The organism is Marivivens sp. LCG002 (genome assembly GCF_030264275.1).
Lineage (GTDB): Bacteria > Pseudomonadota > Alphaproteobacteria > Rhodobacterales > Rhodobacteraceae > Marivivens.
Map to the genome: position 1 here is coordinate 1,438,622 of NZ_CP127165.1, position 18,017 is coordinate 1,456,638.

The window sequence follows — 18,017 nt, forward strand, 5'->3', positions numbered from 1 at the left end:
ATTTCAAGATAAATCTTTCTAAGCTACCTTTCTCCACGGTTGGTTAAAGAGTAGTTTACAACCCAAGAGATAGAAGGAGTTCGGCCCATATGCTTGTTTTCTGGAAAGAAAAGCTTGTTTTCCTTGCAGTTCCCAAGACGGGCACGACCTCGCTCGAGGGCGCTCTGGCCCCCAAAGCCGCAATGGTGATGCGCGATCCGCCGATTCTCAAACATTCGCCCATCTATCGCTATCGCCGCTTTATCGAGCCCTATTTCGGCGTGGCGGGTGACGACAAGCTTGAAACTCTGGCTGTGATCCGCAATCCCGTGGACTGGCTGTCGAGCTGGTATCGCTACCGTCACCGTGATGATCTCGTGGGCCATCCCAACAGCACGCGGGACATCAGCTTTGACGATTTTGTCGAGGAATACTGCAAGGGCAAGCCGGCCCCCTATGCGGGCGTCGGCTCTCAGGCCAAGTTCGTCTGCGGCAACGAGGACGAGATCGTTGTCGATCATCTGTTCCAATACGAACAGCAGGACAAGCTGGTCGCCTTCCTGGAAGACCGTCTGAACACCAAGATCGAGCTTCCCCGCCTGAACATCTCGCCTGTTCTGGAAACGCCGCTTTCCGATAAGATCGAGGACAAGCTGCGCCGCAAACGCGAGATCGAGTTCAAAGTCTGGGATGCTGCGCGGCGCGACTGATGGAGCTTCCTGCCTTTCCTCTGCGCCGCAAACGCGTGCACGAAGCCTATGGCGCCGGAGCCACGGGCTTTGCCGCTGTGGTCTGTGCAGGGCTGCAAGGCCCCGTGATCTGGATCACCGAAGGCTGGAAGAGCGAGAGGCTCTACCCCGTCGGATTTGGTGCTTTTGCCGATCCCTCGCGTCTTTTGGTGGCCGAGGCACAGGGGCCTGACGATGTGCTTGCGGTGGGCGAAGAGGCCTTGCGCGATGGTGCTGCGCCTATGGTGGTGATGGAAATCACCCAGACTTTGGGACTCACGGCGGGGCGCAGGCTGCAACTTGCTGCCGAAACGGGGCGCACCACGGGTCTGTGTCTGATCCCCGAAGGGATGGGCAGCAATGCGGCAGAAACCCGCTGGCACTGCATCCCGAAAGCGGACCCTACCCCATTGGCGGACTCGACTCTGATGCGGTGGGAGCTTAAAAAGAACAAACAGGGAACACTAGGAGCCTGGGATGTTCGATGGCAGCACACGACGGGTCGTCTCGCTGTGGTTTCCGCGTCTCGCGAGTGACCGCATTCTGCGCGCACGCCCTGTGTCCGGCCCCTTTGCCGTCACGCTGCGCCAGAGCAATTCCGACCGCCTCCATTGCCTTAATCATGCCGCCGAGCGCTTGGGTCTGTCGCGGGGCATGTCGCTTGCCGACGCGCGGGTGTTCTGCCCCGACCTCATCACCCGCCCTGCCGAGCTTTCGAACGATCTTCGGTTCCTGAGCACCCTGCGCCGCTGGGCCACGCGCTATTGTCCTTGGGTCGGGCACGAAGGCGAAGACGGCCTTGTGCTCGACGTGACGGGGGCGACGCATCTTATGGGTGGAGAAATGGCAATGCTCTCCGATATGCGGATGCGGCTTGTGCGTGCGGGTATCTCGGTGCGCATCGGGCTTGCCGACACCCGCGGGGCGGCCTTTGCACTGGCCCATTTCGACGAGGGCGTGGCCCAAGCAGGCCGAATGCTCGACGGAATCGGAGAACTGCCCGTCGCCGCGCTCCGCCTGCCCGATGCCACCGTTGTCGGCCTTGAGCGGCTTGGCCTGCGCAAGATCCGCGATCTGGCCGCCTCGCCGCGCGCGCCCCTGACGCGGCGCTTTGGCCCCGAGGTGCTCTTGCGGCTCGATCAGGCGCTTGGCCACTATCCCGAGCAAATCTCGCCCGAGGCCGAGCCGCCCCATTACGGCGTGCGTATGACCATGCCCGACCCCATCGGCCTCACCGATGATGTGATGGCCGCAACCGAGCGGCTCTTGCGCCAACTCTGCGACAAGCTCAAAGCCCAAGAGATGGGCGCGCGGGTGCTGGCGCTGACCCTGCGCCGCGTCGATCAGGGCAGCCAACAGGTAGAGTTGCGGCTGGCCAGCGCGATGCGGGACGCGGGCCGTATCCTGCCGCTCTTTGCGCGGGGCGTGGCTGAGGTGGACGCGGGCTTCGGCATCGACCAGATGCGGCTCGAAGCGGTGCGGGTCGAACCGCTCCCTGTGCAACAGATCGGCCAGAGAAGCAGCGACCGCAAAGAGGCGCTCGATGATCTCATCACGCGGATCGGCAACCGCATCGGGCTCGAGAATATCCTGCGGTTTCTCCCCGCCGACAGCCATATCCCCGAACGCGGGTTCATCACCGCCCCCGCCGCCTATAGCCGCCCCGAGCCTTTCCCCGCGCTCGCCCGTCCGCGCCCCTTGCGGATGTTCCCGCCCGAGTTGGTCCACGCCCCTGCCGAGCGCACCCCGCCCCGCCATTTCCGCTGGCGGCGCATGCCGCTTCGGACGCTGCACGCCATCGGCCCCGAGAGGATCGCGCCTGAATGGTGGATGGCGGACGAGGCGTGGAGCACAGGCATCAGGGATTACTGGCGGATCGAAACGGCCCAAGGGCGGCGGCTCTGGATGTTCCACACGCCGCAAAACCCCGGTTGGTTTGTTCAGGGGGAATTCCCGTGACCAGCTACGCCGAACTTGCCGTCACCAGCAATTTCACCTTTCTGCGCGGGGCCTCGCATCCCGAAGAGCTTGTCGCGCGCGCCGCAGAACTCGGGCTTGAGGCGATTGCCATCACGGATCGTAACTCTCTTGCGGGGGTGGTGCGGGCCTTTGCCGCGCTCAAGGAACTCAGGCGCGAGGCCGAGGATGCGCTTCGGGTCCGCTCGCACATCCGCGTCGATCCTTCCTCGCGGCAGGTGGTCGGCAAAGACGCGCCACTTCCGATACCGCGCGGCACCAAGCTGCCCAAGCTGATCGTAGGTGCGCGGCTTGTCTTGCGGGATTGCACGGTCGAATGGATCGCGCTGCCCACGGATCGCGCCGCCTATGAACGGCTCTCGCAGCTTCTCACCCTTGGCAAACGCCGCGCGGAAAAGGGCGAGTGCCACCTTGACCTCGACGACCTTGCCCAAAGCGCCAAGGGGATGATCCTCATCGCCCTTCCCCAAGGTCCGCTGCGCAGCGCCCGCGCCGCGATCCAGAAGCTCCAGCGCCGCTATCCCGCCCATGTCTTTCTCGGGGCTGCGCCGCGCTATGACGGCACCGATCAGGCCTATTTCAAAGACTGCGCCGAAATGGCGCTTCGGATGGCCGCCCCGATGGTCGCGGTGGGTGATGTGCTCATGCACCGAGCGGCAAGGCGGCAGCTTGCCGATGTGCTCACCTGCCTGCGCGAGGGATGCACCATCGACACCATCGGCACCCGCGCGCTTCCCAATGCCGAACGAAGGCTCAAAGGCGGGGCCGAGATGGCGCATATCTTCCGCCATCATCCCGCCGCACTCAGACGCAGCTGCGAGATTGCAGCGCGGTGCAGCTTTGACCTCGGCGAACTGAGTTATGAATATCCCGACGAGGCTTCCGTTACCGAAGCGCCGCAAGAGCGGCTTGAACGGCTCACGGCAGAAGGGCTGCGCCGCCGCTGTCCGAACGGCATCCCCGAGCGGTACCAGGCGCTTGCGGACAAGGAACTTCGCATGGTGTCGGAGCTTGGGTTCGCGGCCTATTTCCTGACCGTGCATGACATCGTGCACTATGCCCGCTCTATCGGCATCCTGTGCCAAGGACGCGGCTCTGCGGCGAACTCGATCCTCTGTTGGGCCTTGGGCGTCACCGATGTGTCCCCCGATCAGATCAGCATGGTCTTCGAGCGCTTCGTCTCGAAATACCGGGGCGAGCCGCCCGACATCGACGTGGACTTCGAGCACGAGCGCCGCGAAGAGGTGATCCAGCACATCTATGAAACCTATGGCCGCGACCGCGCAGGGCTTTGCGCCACCGTGATCCATTTCCGCACCCGCGCCGCCATCCGCGAGGTGGGCAAGGTCATGGGACTTTCCCAAGATGTGACGGCCAGCCTGTCGAGCCAGATCTGGGGCCAGTCGAACAAAGGGGCGGACCCTGAACGCATCCGCGAGCTGGGGCTTGATCCCGGCGACCGGCGGCTGTCCCAAACCATCGAGCTTATCCGCGAGATCATCGGCTTTCCCCGCCATCTCAGCCAGCATGTCGGCGGCTTTATCATCACCAAGGGGCGGCTTGATGCGCTCTGCCCCATCGAGAACGCTGCGATGGAGGATCGCACGGTCATCGAATGGGATAAGGACGACATCGACACGCTCGGTATTCTCAAGGTGGATATCCTGAGCCTCGGAATGCTCACCTGTATCCGCAAGGCCTTTGATCTTCTGGAAGAGCACGACAAGACGCGGCTCACGCTCGGCACCGTGCCGCAAGAGGACCCCGCCACCTATGACATGCTCTGCAAAGCCGACGCCGTGGGCGTGTTTCAGGTCGAGAGCCGCGCCCAGATGAATTTCCTGCCGCGGATGCGGCCCCGCACCTTTTACGATCTGGTGATCGAGGTTGCCATCGTCCGGCCCGGTCCGATCCAGGGCGGGATGGTGAAACCCTATGTCAAACGCCGTCAGGGGCTCGAGGCGGTGAGCTTTCCCTCCAAAGCGCTCGAAGGCGTCTTGGGCAAAACACTCGGGGTGCCGCTCTTTCAGGAACAGGCGATGCAGATCGCCGTGGTCGCCGCCAATTTCACCCCCGAAGATGCCGACCGCCTCCGTCGCTCGCTCGCCACCTTCCGCAAGATGGGCACCATCGGCGGTTTTCGGGACCAATTCGTCGCAGGGATGCTGTCGAACGGCTATACGCCCGAGTTCGCAGCGCAATGCTTTTCCCAGATCGAAGGCTTTGCCGAATACGGGTTTCCCGAGAGCCATGCCGCCGCCTTTGCCATGCTGACCTATGTGTCCTCTTGGCTCAAATGCCATCACCCCGCGATCTTTGCCTGTGCGTTGCTCAATTCCCAGCCCATGGGGTTCTATGCCCCCGCCCAGATCGTGCGCGACGCCCGCGAACACGGGATCGAGGTGCGGCCCATCTGTGTGAACCAGAGCGCATGGGACTGCACGCTGGAGCGCCGCGCCGATGGCGGCCTTGCCCTGCGGCTCGGCTTTCGCCAGATCAAGGGCTTTCGCCAGCAGGACGCGGACTGGATCGTGGCGGCACGCGGCAACGGCTATTCCGACCCCGAGGCGCTCTGGCTTCGGGCGGGGCTGTCGCCTGCCGCACTCGAAAGGCTGGCCGAGGCGGACGCTTTCCTCGGGCTTGGCATGACCCGCCGCGCCGCCCTCTGGGAGGTGCGCGCCATCCGCGCGCCCGCGCCGCTCCCGCTCTTTAACGATCCGCTGGACGGCGAAGGCATCCGCGAACCCGAAGTGCTTCTTCCCACCATGCATCTGGGCGAAGAGGTGGTCGAGGATTACGTCTCGATGCGCCTCACGCTGCGCGCCCATCCGATGGAGCTGTTGCGCCCCAAGATCACGGGGCTGACCCCGCATGACCAGCTCCCCCATGTGCCGATGGGACGGATCAGCGTCTGCGGGCTTGTCATCACGCGCCAGCGTCCGGGAACCGCATCCGGGGTCATCTTTCTCACGCTCGAGGATGAAACGGGCGTCTCGAACGTGGTCGTCTGGCCCAAGGTCTATGAGCGTTTCCGCCGCGAGGTGATGGGCGGGCGTTTGGTGCGTGTCACGGGACATCTTCAGCGCGAAGGCATCGTTGTTCACGTCATCGCCGAACATGTCGAGGATCTCTCGCCACGCCTGTCCGAGCTTGGCCACCCGATGGATGAAGCGGTGGGCATCACGCAGCCACAGGCCGACGATGCCCCCCGTCCGCGCCGCGCCCAGACCAGCGCCCGCCATCCGCGCGAACAGGCCAAAAAGCTCTTTCCCAGCCGCGACTTTCACTAGAGAAAGAACAAAGCAGCGCAAAGGAACGCCCCGTGACCTACACTTCGCTCACTCTCGTCATCCTTGCCGCCCTGATCCATGCGATCTGGAACCTCTTGGCCAAGACTTCGGCCTCTGCGGGACCCGTCTTTGTGCTCGCCTATAGTGTGGTCGCCTCGGTGCTCTATCTGCCATGGGTGCTCTATCTCGTTTTTCAGGGAGACCTTGGCCTCTCGCCGGTGATCCTCGGGGTTCTGATCCTGAGCAGCGCGGTGCATCTCGCCTATAATCTTTGCCTGCAACGCGGCTATCAGGTCGCGGATCTTTCGGTGGTCTATCCCGTTGCACGCGGCACAGGGCCGATGCTCTCGACCTTGGGGGCCTTCGTCGTTCTGGGAGAGACACCCGTTATCACGGGCATCATCGGGCTTTTCCTGGTGATCGGCGGCATCGTGATGATCGCAACCCAAGGCCGACTGCGCGCCTTTCTCGACCGCAAGGGTCAGGCCGGCGTCCGCTGGGGCATGGCAACGGGCGGGCTCATCGCCTCCTATACGGTGATCGATGCATATGCTGTCAAAGCCTTGGGCGTGGCGCCTGTGGTGCTCGACTGGTTCAACAATCTCCTGCGCTCTTTCTTGCTTGCGCCGATCGTGCTTCGCAATCCACGCGCAGCGGCCTTGCGGATGAAGGGGCATTGGACGACGGCCCTGATCGTCGGGATTTTGTCCCCGCTCTCCTATATCCTCGTGCTGATGGCCCTTTCGATGGATGCCCCGCTCAGTCTCGTGGCACCGATGCGGGAAATGTCGATGATGATCGGCGCCGTGCTCGCGCTTGTCATCCTGCGCGAACCTGTCGGGACATGGCGACTTGCAGGGTCCGCTCTTTTGCTGATCGGTGTTGTCCTCCTCGGGATGAGCTAGCTCGCCCGCCCATCAGATTTGAGCCGCAGCGCCATACGGCTCGCCACCTCGTAAAGCTCGCCCGCATCCTTGCTCCATGCTGCCACCTCGGCCCCTTGCGCAGCAAGAACCGCGTGGTCCCCCCGCGCCGCAGGACCGGTGAGTGCCGCTTGTGGACCAAGCCTTGCCACATTCACGGCAGCCCCCTCGAGAAGGGTTCGGCATAGGGCCTCTGCAATGTCATGAGGAACGCCCGAAGCGGCATAGGCCTCCAGAGCGATGCCTTGGAGCAAAGTGGAAAAGTTGTTCGAAAAAACGGCAGCCGCATGATAGAGCGCCTTTTTCGTCGGATCGACGTGGAACGGGATCGCACCGAGTGCTTCGCAAAACGTCCAGAGCGTGGCGACCGCCTCCTCTTCGCCTTCGATCGCGCAATGGGTCCCGATGAACGACCCCGCCGCCACTTCGGGATCGGCAAAGCTCTTGACGGGATGGAAGGACGCCGTCCGCCAGCCCTTTTCGGCCAGAGGAGCCAAGACGGAAGAGGATGAAAAACCGCTGCAATGCACAGCCATCGACGGTGCGGCACCCGCGTCGGACAAGGCTTCGGCAACCGTGGAAATCATGTCGTCGGGCACCGTGAGAAACCACAGGTCTGCCGCCTCCATGTCCGAAACGGACGCTGCCGCCTTCCCCGCACCGATGACGTTCACCGCATCTGCGCTTGTCTCGAAACGGCGCGCCGAGACGGATCCCACGTCATATCCATCATGCCCCGCGATCAATCGCATCAGGGTTTGCCCGACCTTGCCCGCACCGATGATGTTGATCCGCATAACCGCCTCCTCTTTCGGCTCGAGCATATAAGCACGATCGCATTTCCGACAGACCCAAAGCGATTGGCTATTTACAGTGCGCCCCAGTTCTCTACCCTCGGTTCGGTATACCATTTCGGAGGACCCCATGGGGCTGATCAACTATGTCACGCGCATCCAGTTTGCGAGCGGCGCCCTCTCGACACTCAAGGACGAAGCCGCGCTTGCCGGCATCAAGAGACCGATGATCGTCACCGACAAAGGTGTCAGTGCGCTTGGCTATCTCGCGCGCGTCGAAACCGCCCTCGGCCAAACGCCTGTTACGGTTTTTGACGACACGCCGAGCAACCCGACCGAAGCCGCTGTGCGCGCCGCGACCGACGCCTTTCTCGCGGCAGAGGCCGACGGGATCATCGCCATCGGCGGCGGCTCGGCGCTTGATCTGGCCAAGGCGGTCGCCATCCTTGCCGCCCACGGCGGCGAGATGAAAACCTATGCGGTGATCGAAGGCGGGCTTGAAAAGATAACGAGCCGCACCTTTCCGACCATCGCCATTCCGACCACTTCGGGAACAGGCTCTGAAGTCGGGCGCGGCGCGATCATCATCCTCGACGACGGGCGCAAGGTCGGCCTCTTGTCGCCCTTTATCATACCCAAAGCGGCGATCGTCGATCCGGACCTGACAACCTCTCTGCCGCCGCATTTGACCGCCGCCACGGGGATGGACGCCATCAGCCATTGCATCGAAACCTTCCTTGCTTCGGCGGTCAACCCGCCCGCTGACGGTATCGCGCTCGAAGGGTTGCGCCTTGCTTGGGACAGCATTGAAACCGCCACCCACGACGGGCAGAACGACCAAGCGCGCGCAAATATGGCGATTGCGGCGACCATGGGCGCGATGGCGTTTCAAAAGGGGCTCGGATGTGTTCACAGCCTGAGCCACGCGCTCGGCGGCGCAGACCCCAGACTTCACCACGGAATGCTGAACGCAGTCTTTATGCCCGCCGTGCTCGAATTCAACGCGGACGAGCCTTCGGTCGTCGCTTTGAAGAAATTCGACCGCCTCGCGGCAGCCATGGGTCTTTCGTCGGGGGCCGAGGTCGTGCCAGCCCTTCGGGACATGACCAAACGTCTCGGACTTCCTGAAACGCTCTCGGCGATGGGTGTCAAAGAGGACCTCTTCGAGCGTGTGATCGAAGGGGCGCTCAAGGACCACTGCCACAAGACCAACCCGAAGACCGCGAGCGCCGAGGATTATCGCGCGATGCTCGAGGCCTCGTTCTAAAATAAATGCGATGGGCCCTAACGGCCCATCGTATAGAATTCTGCGTTCGCACGCATACTGGTGACATTGGCCATACGGTTCGACATTCCGAAAAACGCCGCAATCGAGGCGATGTCCCAGGCATCCTCCTGACTGAACCCATGCGCTGCAAGTGCCTCGAAATCGGGCTCGCCCAAGACATGGGCCTGTTGCGACACCTTGACCGCAAAGTCGAGCATGGCCATTTGCCGCGCTGTGATATCGGCCTTGCGATAGTTGGTGGCAAGCTGATCGGCAATCAGCGCGTCCTTGGCCCTGATCCGCAGGATCGCGCCATGTGCAATCACGCAATACTGGCATTGATTGAGCGCCGATGTAGCGACGACGATCATTTCGCGCTCGGCCTTGGACAACCCGCCAGGCTTGTCCATCAAAGCATCATGATAGGCCATAAAGGCGCGAAACTCGTCGGGACGGCGCGCCATCACCAAAAAGACGTTGGGAACGAACCCCGACTTTTCCTGAACCGTTTCGATCCGCTCGCGAATATCCTGAGGGAGATCGTCGAGCTCGGGAACGTCAAAACGGCTTACAGGGTGTGACATGGGCAATTCCTCCTTGGCTTGGTCCCGACCCTGCCGCAATCGGGGGCGCCTGTCACCTGTCTGATTTATATCAAGGACGGGACACATTCACGCATGCAATTGCCATGATGTTTAACCGCAATAGGACCTATCATGACGTTGATCGACCTGACCGAACGACTTGGAGACGCCCCCGTTGCGGCGCTCTTCGGATTGCTGACTGGCCTGACCTTTGGTGTCGCAGCACAGCGCTCGCGGTTTTGTTTGCGGGCGGCGACGATCTCTTTTGCTCACGGACGGCTCGATGACAAGGTTGCGGTTTGGCTTTTGACCTTTTCAACCGCCGTCGTCTGGGTTCAGGGTGCCTCGCTACTGGGGCTAATCTCCATTCCCGAGGCACGGATGATGTCCGTCACAGGGAGCTGGTCGGGCGCCATCATCGGCGGGCTGTTGTTCGGGGTGGGCATGGTCCTTGCGCGGGGATGCTCTGGCCGTCTGTTGGTTCTGGCTGCAACGGGAAACCTGCGCTCGGTGGTTTCGGGACTTGTCTTTGCCGTGGTGGCCCAGATGACGCTCGGCGGCGCTTTGAAACCACTGCGCGACACCCTCGCATCGCTTTGGACGACCACGGGTGGACGGAACCTTGATCTTCTCTCGGCGCTCCATTTGCCCGACTGGTCGGGCCTTGCCATCGGGGTGGTCTTCGCGCTTCTCGCACTCGAGATTTCACGGCGCAACAAGATCGGAGCCGCGCGGCTTGTCTTTGGTGCGGGCGTAGGATTTGCCGTGGCGTTGGGCTGGGGACTGACCACAGCGCTTGCGCGGATTTCCTTTGAGCCGATGGCGATAGAAAGCGCAACATTCACAGGCCCTTCGGCCAATATGCTCATGTTTTTCTAGAGGAAAACCCGCTTCTCGAATTCGATATCGGTCTGGTTCCGGGAGTGTTTATCGGCGCCTTCGTCGCGTCGATCCTGTCGCGCGAATTCCAGTTTCAGGGCTTCGAGAACGAAGCCAACATGCGCCGCGCCCTTACGGGAGCCGCGCTCATGGGCTTTGGGGGAATGCTCGCGGGGGGATGCGCGATCGGTGCAGGCGTGACGGGCGGTTCAATTTTCGCCGGAACGGCTTGGGTCGCGCTCTTTGCCTTCTGGATCGGCGGCATGGCGACAGAGCGGATTCTCGCCCCGTAACACCAAAGAAAAGGGCCGGTCGAGCCGGCCCTTTCGTGGTTATTTCTTCGAACCGGCCATGCCGCCCGACATTTCCTCGGTCGCTTCATCCGCGAGTTCGGCTGGAAGGATGAGGTTCAGAACGATCGCGATCAAAGCGGCGGGTAGAATGCCCGAAGCGCCAAGGATCTGGAGGCTCGACGGCAAGTGCTGAAGCGCATTCGCCGAACCAGGTGCAAGGTTCATAACTTCGAGCTGAAGACCAAGACCAACCGAAAGGGCAACCGCAAAGATCACCATGTTGCGGCGGTTCCAGACCACGTCCGAAAGCATCGACACACCCGACGCAACAACCATGCCGAACATCACGACAACGCCGCCGCCGAGAACTTCGATAGGAACGGTGCGGATGACGCCGCCCACTTTGGGGATCAGGCCGCAAATGATCAGGAAGATTGCGCCGATGGTGACAACGTGGCGGCTCATGACGCCCGTCATCGCGATCAGACCAACGTTCTGGCTGAACGAGGTGTTCGGCAATGCACCGAAGACGCCCGCAACCGCGGTGCCCAGACCGTCTGCATAGGTTGCCCCTGCGATTTCCTTGTCGGTGGCTTCGCGGCCAGCGCCGCCTTTGCAGATACCCGAAACGTCGCCAACGGTTTCAACCGCCGAGACAAAGGCCATCAGACAGAACCCGATGACAGCGGCCATCGAGAATTCAAAGCCGTATTTGAACGGAACGGGAAGCGAAAAGATCGCCGAACGGGTCCAGCTGTTCGCAACCGCTTCGAACGAGAGAAGTCCGATCGCCATCGAGTAGAAATAACCGACAACGATCCCGATCAGCACGGCGGACACCGCCAACATGCCGCGGGCATAGAACTTGAGACCGAGGGTCACAAAGATCACGACCAATGCAGCCGACCAGCTCTTGAAGCTGCCATAGCTTTCGGCGCCTGCAGCCTTGGCCGGAACGCCACCTGCTGCGTATTCGATCCCGACCTTGACCAGTGCAAGACCGATGAGCGTCACAACAAGGCCCGTCACCAACGGCGGAAGCGCAAAGCGGATCTTGCCGATGACGGTCCCGAGGGCAGCGTGGAAAATACCGCCGATGAGCACGCCGCCATATAGCGCAGCAAGGCCGTCAACACCCTTTCCCACAACAAGCGGGATCATGATCGGAATAAAGGCGAACGAAGTGCCCTGAACAATCGGGAGTGCAGCGCCGACGGGCCCAAAGGTGATGGTCTGGAAAAGCGTGGCAATACCCGCAAAGAGCATCGACATCTGGATCATGTAGAGAAGTTCGGGGAAGTCGGGCGAGTTCGACCCGAATCCGAAGCCGGCCGCACCAGCCAAAACGATTGCAGGTGTCACGTTCGAAACGAACATGGCAAGCACGTGCTGGATCCCCAGCGGGATCGCTTTGCCTAAGGGGGGCGTATAATTGGGATCGCGGAGCTGCTCCGGCGTCCCGAGTGTTTCATCGGCCATTCTGTTTATCCCTGTTCTGTCACTGGACTGACGCCAGCTGTTCACTCGGCGAAGAGATTTTCCCTTCGCGCGTGCGGATATGCTAATCCGAAACAATCCCCACAATTATCAAAAAAAAGCGAATACTGTCTCAGTGAATAAGGAGGGCCAAGGTCTGCACTTCTAGGCGGAATGACTCTAAATCGGGCAGATTGCAAAATCCGAACACTCGTCCGTGATCGACGTCATCAGACCGGCTCGAAGGGATACAGAACCAAAAGGTTCACATCGCAGCAAAAGAAGAGAAATGGCGGACAGTGAGGGATTCGAACCCTCGAGACGGTTCCCCGCCTACACACTTTCCAGGCGTGCGCCTTCGACCACTCGGCCAACTGTCCGTGACGCGGGGTTTATCCGCATGTGCAGGAGAATTGCAAGGGGCGAAAACGAGAAAAGCGGCACGTTGTAACTTTGTTCGAGAATGGCCATATTCGAAGGCAACTCCACAGCTTGCGAAGATCATGACACCCAAAGGCCACTCACCCGAACCGAACCGTGAACCGCATGGCATGGACTATGGCAGAATCCAGACGATAGCGCTTGTCATCATTGCCTTTGCCGTTGTTCTTTTCTTGCTCGTTCAGGCGCGCTTCATGCTCATCGCGCTGGCCACGGCGATCATCATTTTCGCGCTGACCTCGGATGTGATCAACTTTATCGCGCGGCAAAAGATCGGGCGGGTGCATGTGCCCAATTGGTTGGCCAGCCTCGGCGCACTTCTCCTGATTTCCCTTGCGCTGATCGTCCTGTCCACGATCTTTCTGACCCAGGTCAACACGGTGCTCAGCACGACGATTTCCTATCTCGAACGTGCCCCCCAAGCCGTTGCGACACTCTTCAAATGGATCAGTCCCGAAGCCGAACAGACGATCCTCAACTCGCTCAGCTCGATCAATATTTCAAGCTATGTGCGCACATTCGCAGGTCAGGCCGGAAACCTTGCCAGTGGGATCAGCTCGTTCACCGTTCTGGTGATCCTCTTTGTCGGTTTTCTGTTCGCAGAACGGGTCTGGTTCGACACCAAGCTCAACAACCTCGTCGGCGACCCTGTCCAGGCCGACAAGATCCGCCGCATCATCACCTCGATCATCCGCCGCGTGAACTATTACCTTCTGGTGAAAACGGTGGTGAGTGTGGTGACGGGCGGCATGGTCTTTGCGGTCGCCAAGGCGTTCAAGCTCGACCTGGCCTCGGCGCTTGGCGTGCTGACCTTCGTGCTGAATTATATTCCGAATGTCGGCTCTATCATTGCGACCGTCATGGTGGCTCTTGTCGCTTTTGTCCAAACGGGCGATCCCACGTCAACGGGGGCGATCTTTGTGATTACGGGCGCGATCCAATTCGTCAACGGCAGCATTCTAGACCCGATGATGATGGGGCACGCGCTGCGTGTGTCTTCCTTCGGGATCATCATCAGCCTTGCCTTCTGGGGCGCTGTCTGGGGCATTCCGGGGATGTTCCTCTCGGTGCCGATCATGGTGATGCTCATGGTCGTCTGTAGCCATGTGCCCATGCTGCGCCCGATTGCCGTGCTCTTGTCGAGACAGGGTCTACCCGATGATGAAAGCGATTTGATCGCGAACGACCTTTAATCCAGCAGGATCAGGTTCACGCGGCGGTTCTGCTTGCCTTTGCTCTCGATCTTGCCGATTTGCACGCGGCCGATCTCGCTCGTCCAAGCGACATGAGTGCCGCCACAGGGCTGAAGGTCGGCGGTATTCTCGCCCTGTCCGATACGCACAAGGCGGATGCGCCCCGCGCCTCTGGGCGGTTTCACCGACATCGTTTTCACAAGATCGGGCTTGGTATCAAGCTCGTCCTCGGTGATCCACTCTTCGCTCACCATGAAATCACAGGCGATGAGCTTGTTGAGCGTCTCTTCCAGCTCGTCCTTGTTCTCGGGCGGCTCGGGCATGAGGAAATCAAGCCGGCCCTTGTCCGCGCCGATCTGCCCGCCCGTGACGGGAAGCGGAATAACGACGGACAAAAGATGAAGCGCCGTATGCACGCGCATGTGGCGGTGACGCCGTTCCCATGTGATGAACTGGCGCAGCGTGGTCCCGACGGCAGGAAGCCGCGAGGGTTCGGCAGGCACAAGGATCACATCTTCCCCCTGCCCCTTGATCGCCGTTGCGATCTCGATCCGGCCGTTGTCCCATTCGAGATGGCCTGAATCTCCGGGTTGGCCCCCTCCTGTGGGATAGAAAATCGTGCGGTCCAGCACGATGCCGCCTTCGTCCGTGATCGAGGTGACCCGCGCGGACAGGTCCCGAAGATAGGCATCCTCACGAAAGACAAGCTCGGTCATGCGCTGTCGGCTCCTGTTTGGGGCGGCTGCGGCGGATATAAGGCTTCGGCGTTCTTGATCCAGATATCGCGCTGGGCAAACGGAATTTCGATCCCCGCTTCGGCAAACCGCTTGGCAATCTGGTGGTTCATGTCGGACTTGGTGTGCAGTTTGAAACGCACGTCCCGAATAATCGCCCGAATTTCAAAGTCCACGCTGTCGGCGCCGAAGCCGATCAGCATCACCTGAGGTTCGGGATCGAAAACAACAAGCGGATGGGAATCCGCGATCTCTTTGAGGATGGTCGCCACCTTGTCGAGATCGGTGCCATAGGCCACGCCGACGGGCACCACGACGCGGCCTACGGAATTTCCGCGTGTCCAGTTGGTGACTTGGGTCGAGACTAGATCGGCATTGGGCACGATCACATCGGTGCGGTCAAAGGTTTCGATCCGCGTCGAGCGCACCGAAATCGAACGCACGAAACCTGCTTGGTTCCCCACCTCGATCAGATCACCCTCGGAAATCGGGCGTTCGATCAAAAGGATGATCCCCGAAACAAAATTCGAAACGATATTCTGGAGACCGAAACCGATCCCGACCGAGAGCGCCCCCGCCACAATCGCAAGGGACGAAAGGTCGATCCCCGCAGAGGTGATGGCAATCAGGGCAGCCAGGAAAATCCCGAGATACCCGACGCCCGACACAATCGCATTGCGCCCCCCGATGTCGAGCTTGGTCTTGGGTAGAATTGTGTGGCGCAGCATGTTCTGGATCAGCCGCGTGGCCGAATACCCGATCCCGAAGACCAGAACAAAGGTCAGCAAATCGGTCGGCGAGATCTTGGTATCTCCGATCGAGAAGCCTTCGCGGAAGCGGGTCCATATCTCGACGAGATCATCAACGCTTGCGCCCCAGATCAGCGCAAGGAACGGCAACGACAAAAGGATCAACAGGGTTGCGATGATCACGGCGCTCAGACCTTCGCTTTCGGGCTCCTCCCCCTCTTCGCGCGCTCGATTGCGATAGGTCTCGTAAAGCTCGACCATCAAACCGTTGGCGATGAGCAGAACACCCATCACGGCAAGGCTTTTGGTCGTCGGCACAAGAAGCGCGCGGTAAGCCGCAGAATAGCCGATAGCGGCAAAGGCAGGCCCCAGAACAGCGACCATCATGGTCAGCCGCCCGACCAGCCCCAGAAAGGTGCGCAGCGTGCCGGAGTCGCTCGTTTTTTGCGTTCGGTGTTGGTAAAGCAGGTTGCCGAAGCCGAAGAGCACCCAGCCAAGTGCGATCACGATGGGAAAGATCAAGACCGAGCCGACCGTGCCTGTCGCATCGACGCTGCCGATCAGAACAAAGACCATGGAGCCAAGCGCCATGACCCAGCCCAGACCGCCGACGAGACGGCGGGCCCGATGACGTTCGCTGTCCGAGAAATGCACAGGCGCTTCAAAGCGTCCCTTGGTGAAAAACTGGATCGAAAGCCAGCGCCCGACGAGAACATAGGCCCCTGCGAGCGGGATGTTCTGGATCACCTGAATCCCGCGAAATCCGAAAAGGTTCGACGCATCAAGCCCGCGCGCCAGCAAACCGAGCCCCATGAGCGGCAGAACAAGCGCAGCGCCCGTTACGACAGCATGAAGAAACGCCTCCCATGGCCCCGCTTCAATCGTGCGGCGTTTCCAGAAACTTTCGACCCAGATCCGCCCGCGCAGCAAGAGCACAAAGCCGACCACGACCAAAAACAAAGCTCCGGGAAGCCCCAGAGAGAGATGACCGCTCAAGGATCTAGCGGAGATTATAGAGGTCGTCTCGACCGCAAGCGCGCTGATCCCATCGGTCAATGCAATCGTGGCCGCACCCCAGTTTTCGGGCACAAGCGGCGACGACCCTCTGGAGGTCAGAGCCGCGGCCTGCCTGCTCCGGATGATCGCGTCGATCTCACCGATAAGTCCATCGGCGCGGGCATAGGCTTCGGCCGCGAGAATAAGTGGCGCGCTCAACTCGTCGAGTTGCGCGCCGAGCATGTCACGACGCGCGGCGATGGCGCTCGCTTCGCCCTCTTCGGGCGCGGTGCCGAGGGCCGCAAGCTGACGACGCACCGTGTCGATGCGATCCGCATTCAATCCCTCTACTTCGGAAAAGCGCTGACGCCATTCGACGAGTTCGCTGCGCAGTTTGGTGAGCGCGAAATTGGTCCCGGCCGACGGTCCGACCGATTGCTCGGCGCGGGCAGCGATGCCTTCCCAAAGATCATAATCCGCAACAAAAGCGGCAAGACCTGCGATCTCGTTCTCGGCCTCGACCATTTCGTCGAGCGCCTCGACAACGCTGTCGGCAGGGGCCGCGGTCGGGTCGGACTGAGCCGAAGCGGCGCCCACCCCCGAAAGGGTCAGCGCCAGAAAAACAGCGAAAATGCCCGACCGTGCTTGGATCATACGTCCTCGAACACACCTGGGATGGAGGACGGACCCGTCGCGAGCCAACCGGGAACAGGGAGTCCCTTGCCCTTGAGGAATTCGGGATTGAAGAGCTTGGACTGATAGCGCGTGCCATAGTCGCAAAGGATGGTGACGATGGTATGACCCGGCCCCATTTCCTTGGCCATGCGGATGGCACCTGCCACATTCACACCCGAAGAGCCGCCAAGGCAAAGCCCCTCGTTCTCGAGCAAATCGAACACAATCGGGAGCGCCTCTGCGTCAGGAATATTGAAGCTCATGTCGGGCGTGAACCCTTCGAGGTTGGCGGTGATGCGCCCCTGACCGATGCCCTCGGTGATCGAGTCGCCCGCACTCTTCAGCTCGCCCGTCGTATAGAAACTATGGAGCGCCGCACCATCAGGATCGGCCAGACCGATTTTTACACCCTTGGGCTGAAGCGCCATGCCGACGCCTGCAAGCGTGCCGCCCGACCCCACCGCACAAATGAAACCGTCGACCTTCCCGCCTGTCTGTTCCCAGATCTCGGGGCCCGTGGTTTCGATATGTGCCTGACGGTTCGCGGTGTTGTCGAACTGGTTCGCCCAGATCACACCTTCGGGGGTCGTTTTGGCAAGCTCTTGGGCCAGACGACCCGAATAACGCACATAGTTGTTGGGATTGCGATAGGGTGCAGCGGGCACCTGAACAAGCTCGGCCCCTGCAAGGCGGAGCATGTCCTTTTTCTCTTGAGACTGGGTTTCGGGGATCACGATCACGGTCTTGAACCCCATAGAGGCGCCCACGAGCGCAAGCCCGATGCCCGTATTGCCTGCGGTCCCTTCTACAATGGTGCCACCCGGCTTGAGGTCACCGCGGGCAATCGCGTCCTTGATGATGTAAAGCGCGGCGCGGTCCTTGACCGACTGACCCGGGTTCATGAATTCTGCTTTGCCCAGAATGGTGCAGCCCGTCGCCTCGGAAGCGGCCTTGAGCTTGATGAGGGGCGTATTGCCGATTGCTGCGGCGAGATCAGATTTGAACTGCATTTTCGGGCCTTATCGTTGTGTTGTCTTCT

At 60.9% G+C, this 18,017-nt stretch carries 13 protein-coding genes, 1 tRNA gene and 1 pseudogene; 8 read left to right on the forward strand and 7 right to left on the reverse strand.

Annotated elements, in window-relative coordinates; translation table 11 throughout:
* The first annotated feature begins 89 nt into the window (after positions 1 to 89).
* From QQG91_RS07120 to QQG91_RS07140, 5 genes are read left to right on the forward strand one after another with little or no spacing between them, the layout of a single operon-like run.
* Positions 90 to 689, forward strand: coding sequence for a sulfotransferase family protein (locus tag QQG91_RS07120; protein WP_285772272.1), 600 nt, complete (start codon positions 90 to 92; stop codon positions 687 to 689).
* Complete coding sequence (locus QQG91_RS07125) at positions 689 to 1,243, forward strand: ImuA family protein (RefSeq protein ID WP_285772273.1); 555 nt, start codon at positions 689 to 691, stop codon at positions 1,241 to 1,243. Before QQG91_RS07120 ends, QQG91_RS07125 begins: the two co-directional genes overlap by 1 nt.
* Positions 1,185 to 2,666 carry a Y-family DNA polymerase gene (locus QQG91_RS07130; protein ID WP_285772274.1) on the forward strand — a complete coding sequence of 494 codons (1,482 nt, stop codon included), beginning with the start codon at positions 1,185 to 1,187 and terminating at the stop codon, positions 2,664 to 2,666. The genes QQG91_RS07125 and QQG91_RS07130 overlap by 59 nt, the downstream gene beginning before the upstream one ends.
* Entirely contained in the window at positions 2,663 to 5,974 is a 3,312-nt protein-coding gene (locus QQG91_RS07135; RefSeq protein ID WP_285772275.1) for an error-prone DNA polymerase, read from the forward strand. Before QQG91_RS07130 ends, QQG91_RS07135 begins: the two co-directional genes overlap by 4 nt.
* Positions 5,975 to 6,006: 32 nt before the next feature.
* Positions 6,007 to 6,879 (forward strand): DMT family transporter, encoded by an 873-nt coding sequence (locus QQG91_RS07140; RefSeq protein ID WP_285772276.1) that lies wholly within the window; start codon positions 6,007 to 6,009, stop codon positions 6,877 to 6,879.
* Here QQG91_RS07140 and QQG91_RS07145 read toward each other — a convergent pair.
* Complete coding sequence (locus QQG91_RS07145) at positions 6,876 to 7,694, reverse strand: Rossmann-like and DUF2520 domain-containing protein (RefSeq protein WP_285772277.1); 819 nt, start codon at positions 7,692 to 7,694, stop codon at positions 6,876 to 6,878. The two genes, QQG91_RS07140 and QQG91_RS07145, sit on opposite strands and share 4 nt — an antisense overlap.
* A gap of 127 nt (positions 7,695 to 7,821) precedes the next feature.
* On the opposite strand from QQG91_RS07145, the gene gbd reads away from it, so the two are divergent.
* On the forward strand, positions 7,822 to 8,958 hold the full coding sequence (gene gbd, locus QQG91_RS07150) for a 4-hydroxybutyrate dehydrogenase (protein ID WP_285772278.1): 1,137 nt from the start codon (positions 7,822 to 7,824) through the stop codon (positions 8,956 to 8,958).
* A 17-nt stretch (positions 8,959 to 8,975) separates the two neighbouring features.
* Here gbd and QQG91_RS07155 read toward each other — a convergent pair whose 3' ends face one another.
* Complete coding sequence (locus QQG91_RS07155) at positions 8,976 to 9,542, reverse strand: peroxidase-related enzyme (RefSeq protein ID WP_285772279.1); 567 nt, start codon at positions 9,540 to 9,542, stop codon at positions 8,976 to 8,978.
* Between the two features lie 132 nt (positions 9,543 to 9,674).
* Between QQG91_RS07155 and QQG91_RS07160 the strand changes: the two are divergent.
* Positions 9,675 to 10,714, forward strand: a pseudogene (locus tag QQG91_RS07160) (YeeE/YedE family protein).
* 39 nt (positions 10,715 to 10,753) lie between these two features.
* Here QQG91_RS07160 and QQG91_RS07165 read toward each other — a convergent pair.
* On the reverse strand, positions 10,754 to 12,193 hold the full coding sequence (locus QQG91_RS07165; RefSeq protein WP_285772280.1) for a uracil-xanthine permease family protein: 1,440 nt from the start codon (positions 12,191 to 12,193) through the stop codon (positions 10,754 to 10,756).
* Positions 12,194 to 12,480: 287 nt separating this feature from the next.
* A tRNA-Ser gene (locus tag QQG91_RS07170) sits at positions 12,481 to 12,570 on the reverse strand.
* 171 nt (positions 12,571 to 12,741) lie between these two features.
* Between QQG91_RS07170 and QQG91_RS07175 the strand changes: the two genes are divergently transcribed.
* On the forward strand, positions 12,742 to 13,824 hold the full coding sequence (locus QQG91_RS07175) for an AI-2E family transporter (RefSeq protein WP_285772281.1): 1,083 nt from the start codon (positions 12,742 to 12,744) through the stop codon (positions 13,822 to 13,824).
* Here the strand turns inward: QQG91_RS07175 and QQG91_RS07180 are convergent.
* The 3 genes from QQG91_RS07180 to QQG91_RS07190 are packed head-to-tail and all read right to left on the reverse strand — an operon-like array spanning position 13,821 to position 17,988.
* Complete coding sequence (locus QQG91_RS07180; RefSeq protein ID WP_285772282.1) at positions 13,821 to 14,540, reverse strand: alanyl-tRNA editing protein; 720 nt, start codon at positions 14,538 to 14,540, stop codon at positions 13,821 to 13,823. The two genes, QQG91_RS07175 and QQG91_RS07180, sit on opposite strands and share 4 nt — an antisense overlap.
* The gene (locus QQG91_RS07185) at positions 14,537 to 16,957 is read right to left on the reverse strand and encodes a DUF3772 domain-containing protein (protein WP_285772283.1); all 2,421 of its coding nucleotides are present in this window, start codon (positions 16,955 to 16,957) and stop codon (positions 14,537 to 14,539) included. The genes QQG91_RS07180 and QQG91_RS07185 overlap by 4 nt, the downstream gene beginning before the upstream one ends.
* Positions 16,954 to 17,988: a cysteine synthase A gene (locus tag QQG91_RS07190; RefSeq protein ID WP_285772284.1), complete on the reverse strand. Its 1,035-nt coding sequence runs from the start codon at positions 17,986 to 17,988 to the stop codon at positions 16,954 to 16,956. Before QQG91_RS07190 ends, QQG91_RS07185 begins: the two co-directional genes overlap by 4 nt.
* Positions 17,989 to 18,017 lie beyond the last annotated feature (29 nt).

Bases quoted from the DNA above. Each gene is read 5' to 3' on its own strand.
- QQG91_RS07120 (WP_285772272.1), top strand. From the start codon at position 90: ATGCTTGTTTTCTGGAAAGAAAAGCTTGTTTTCCTTGCAGTTCCCAAG.
- QQG91_RS07125 (WP_285772273.1), top strand. From the start codon at position 689: ATGGAGCTTCCTGCCTTTCCTCTGCGCCGCAAACGCGTGCACGAAGCC.
- QQG91_RS07130 (WP_285772274.1), top strand. From the start codon at position 1,185: ATGTTCGATGGCAGCACACGACGGGTCGTCTCGCTGTGGTTTCCGCGT.
- QQG91_RS07145 (WP_285772277.1), bottom strand. From the start codon at position 7,694: ATGCGGATCAACATCATCGGTGCGGGCAAGGTCGGGCAAACCCTGATG.
- gbd (WP_285772278.1), top strand. From the start codon at position 7,822: ATGGGGCTGATCAACTATGTCACGCGCATCCAGTTTGCGAGCGGCGCC.
- QQG91_RS07155 (WP_285772279.1), bottom strand. From the start codon at position 9,542: ATGTCACACCCTGTAAGCCGTTTTGACGTTCCCGAGCTCGACGATCTC.
- QQG91_RS07165 (WP_285772280.1), bottom strand. From the start codon at position 12,193: ATGGCCGATGAAACACTCGGGACGCCGGAGCAGCTCCGCGATCCCAAT.
- QQG91_RS07175 (WP_285772281.1), top strand. From the start codon at position 12,742: ATGGACTATGGCAGAATCCAGACGATAGCGCTTGTCATCATTGCCTTT.
- QQG91_RS07180 (WP_285772282.1), bottom strand. From the start codon at position 14,540: ATGACCGAGCTTGTCTTTCGTGAGGATGCCTATCTTCGGGACCTGTCC.
- QQG91_RS07185 (WP_285772283.1), bottom strand. From the start codon at position 16,957: ATGATCCAAGCACGGTCGGGCATTTTCGCTGTTTTTCTGGCGCTGACC.
- QQG91_RS07190 (WP_285772284.1), bottom strand. From the start codon at position 17,988: ATGCAGTTCAAATCTGATCTCGCCGCAGCAATCGGCAATACGCCCCTC.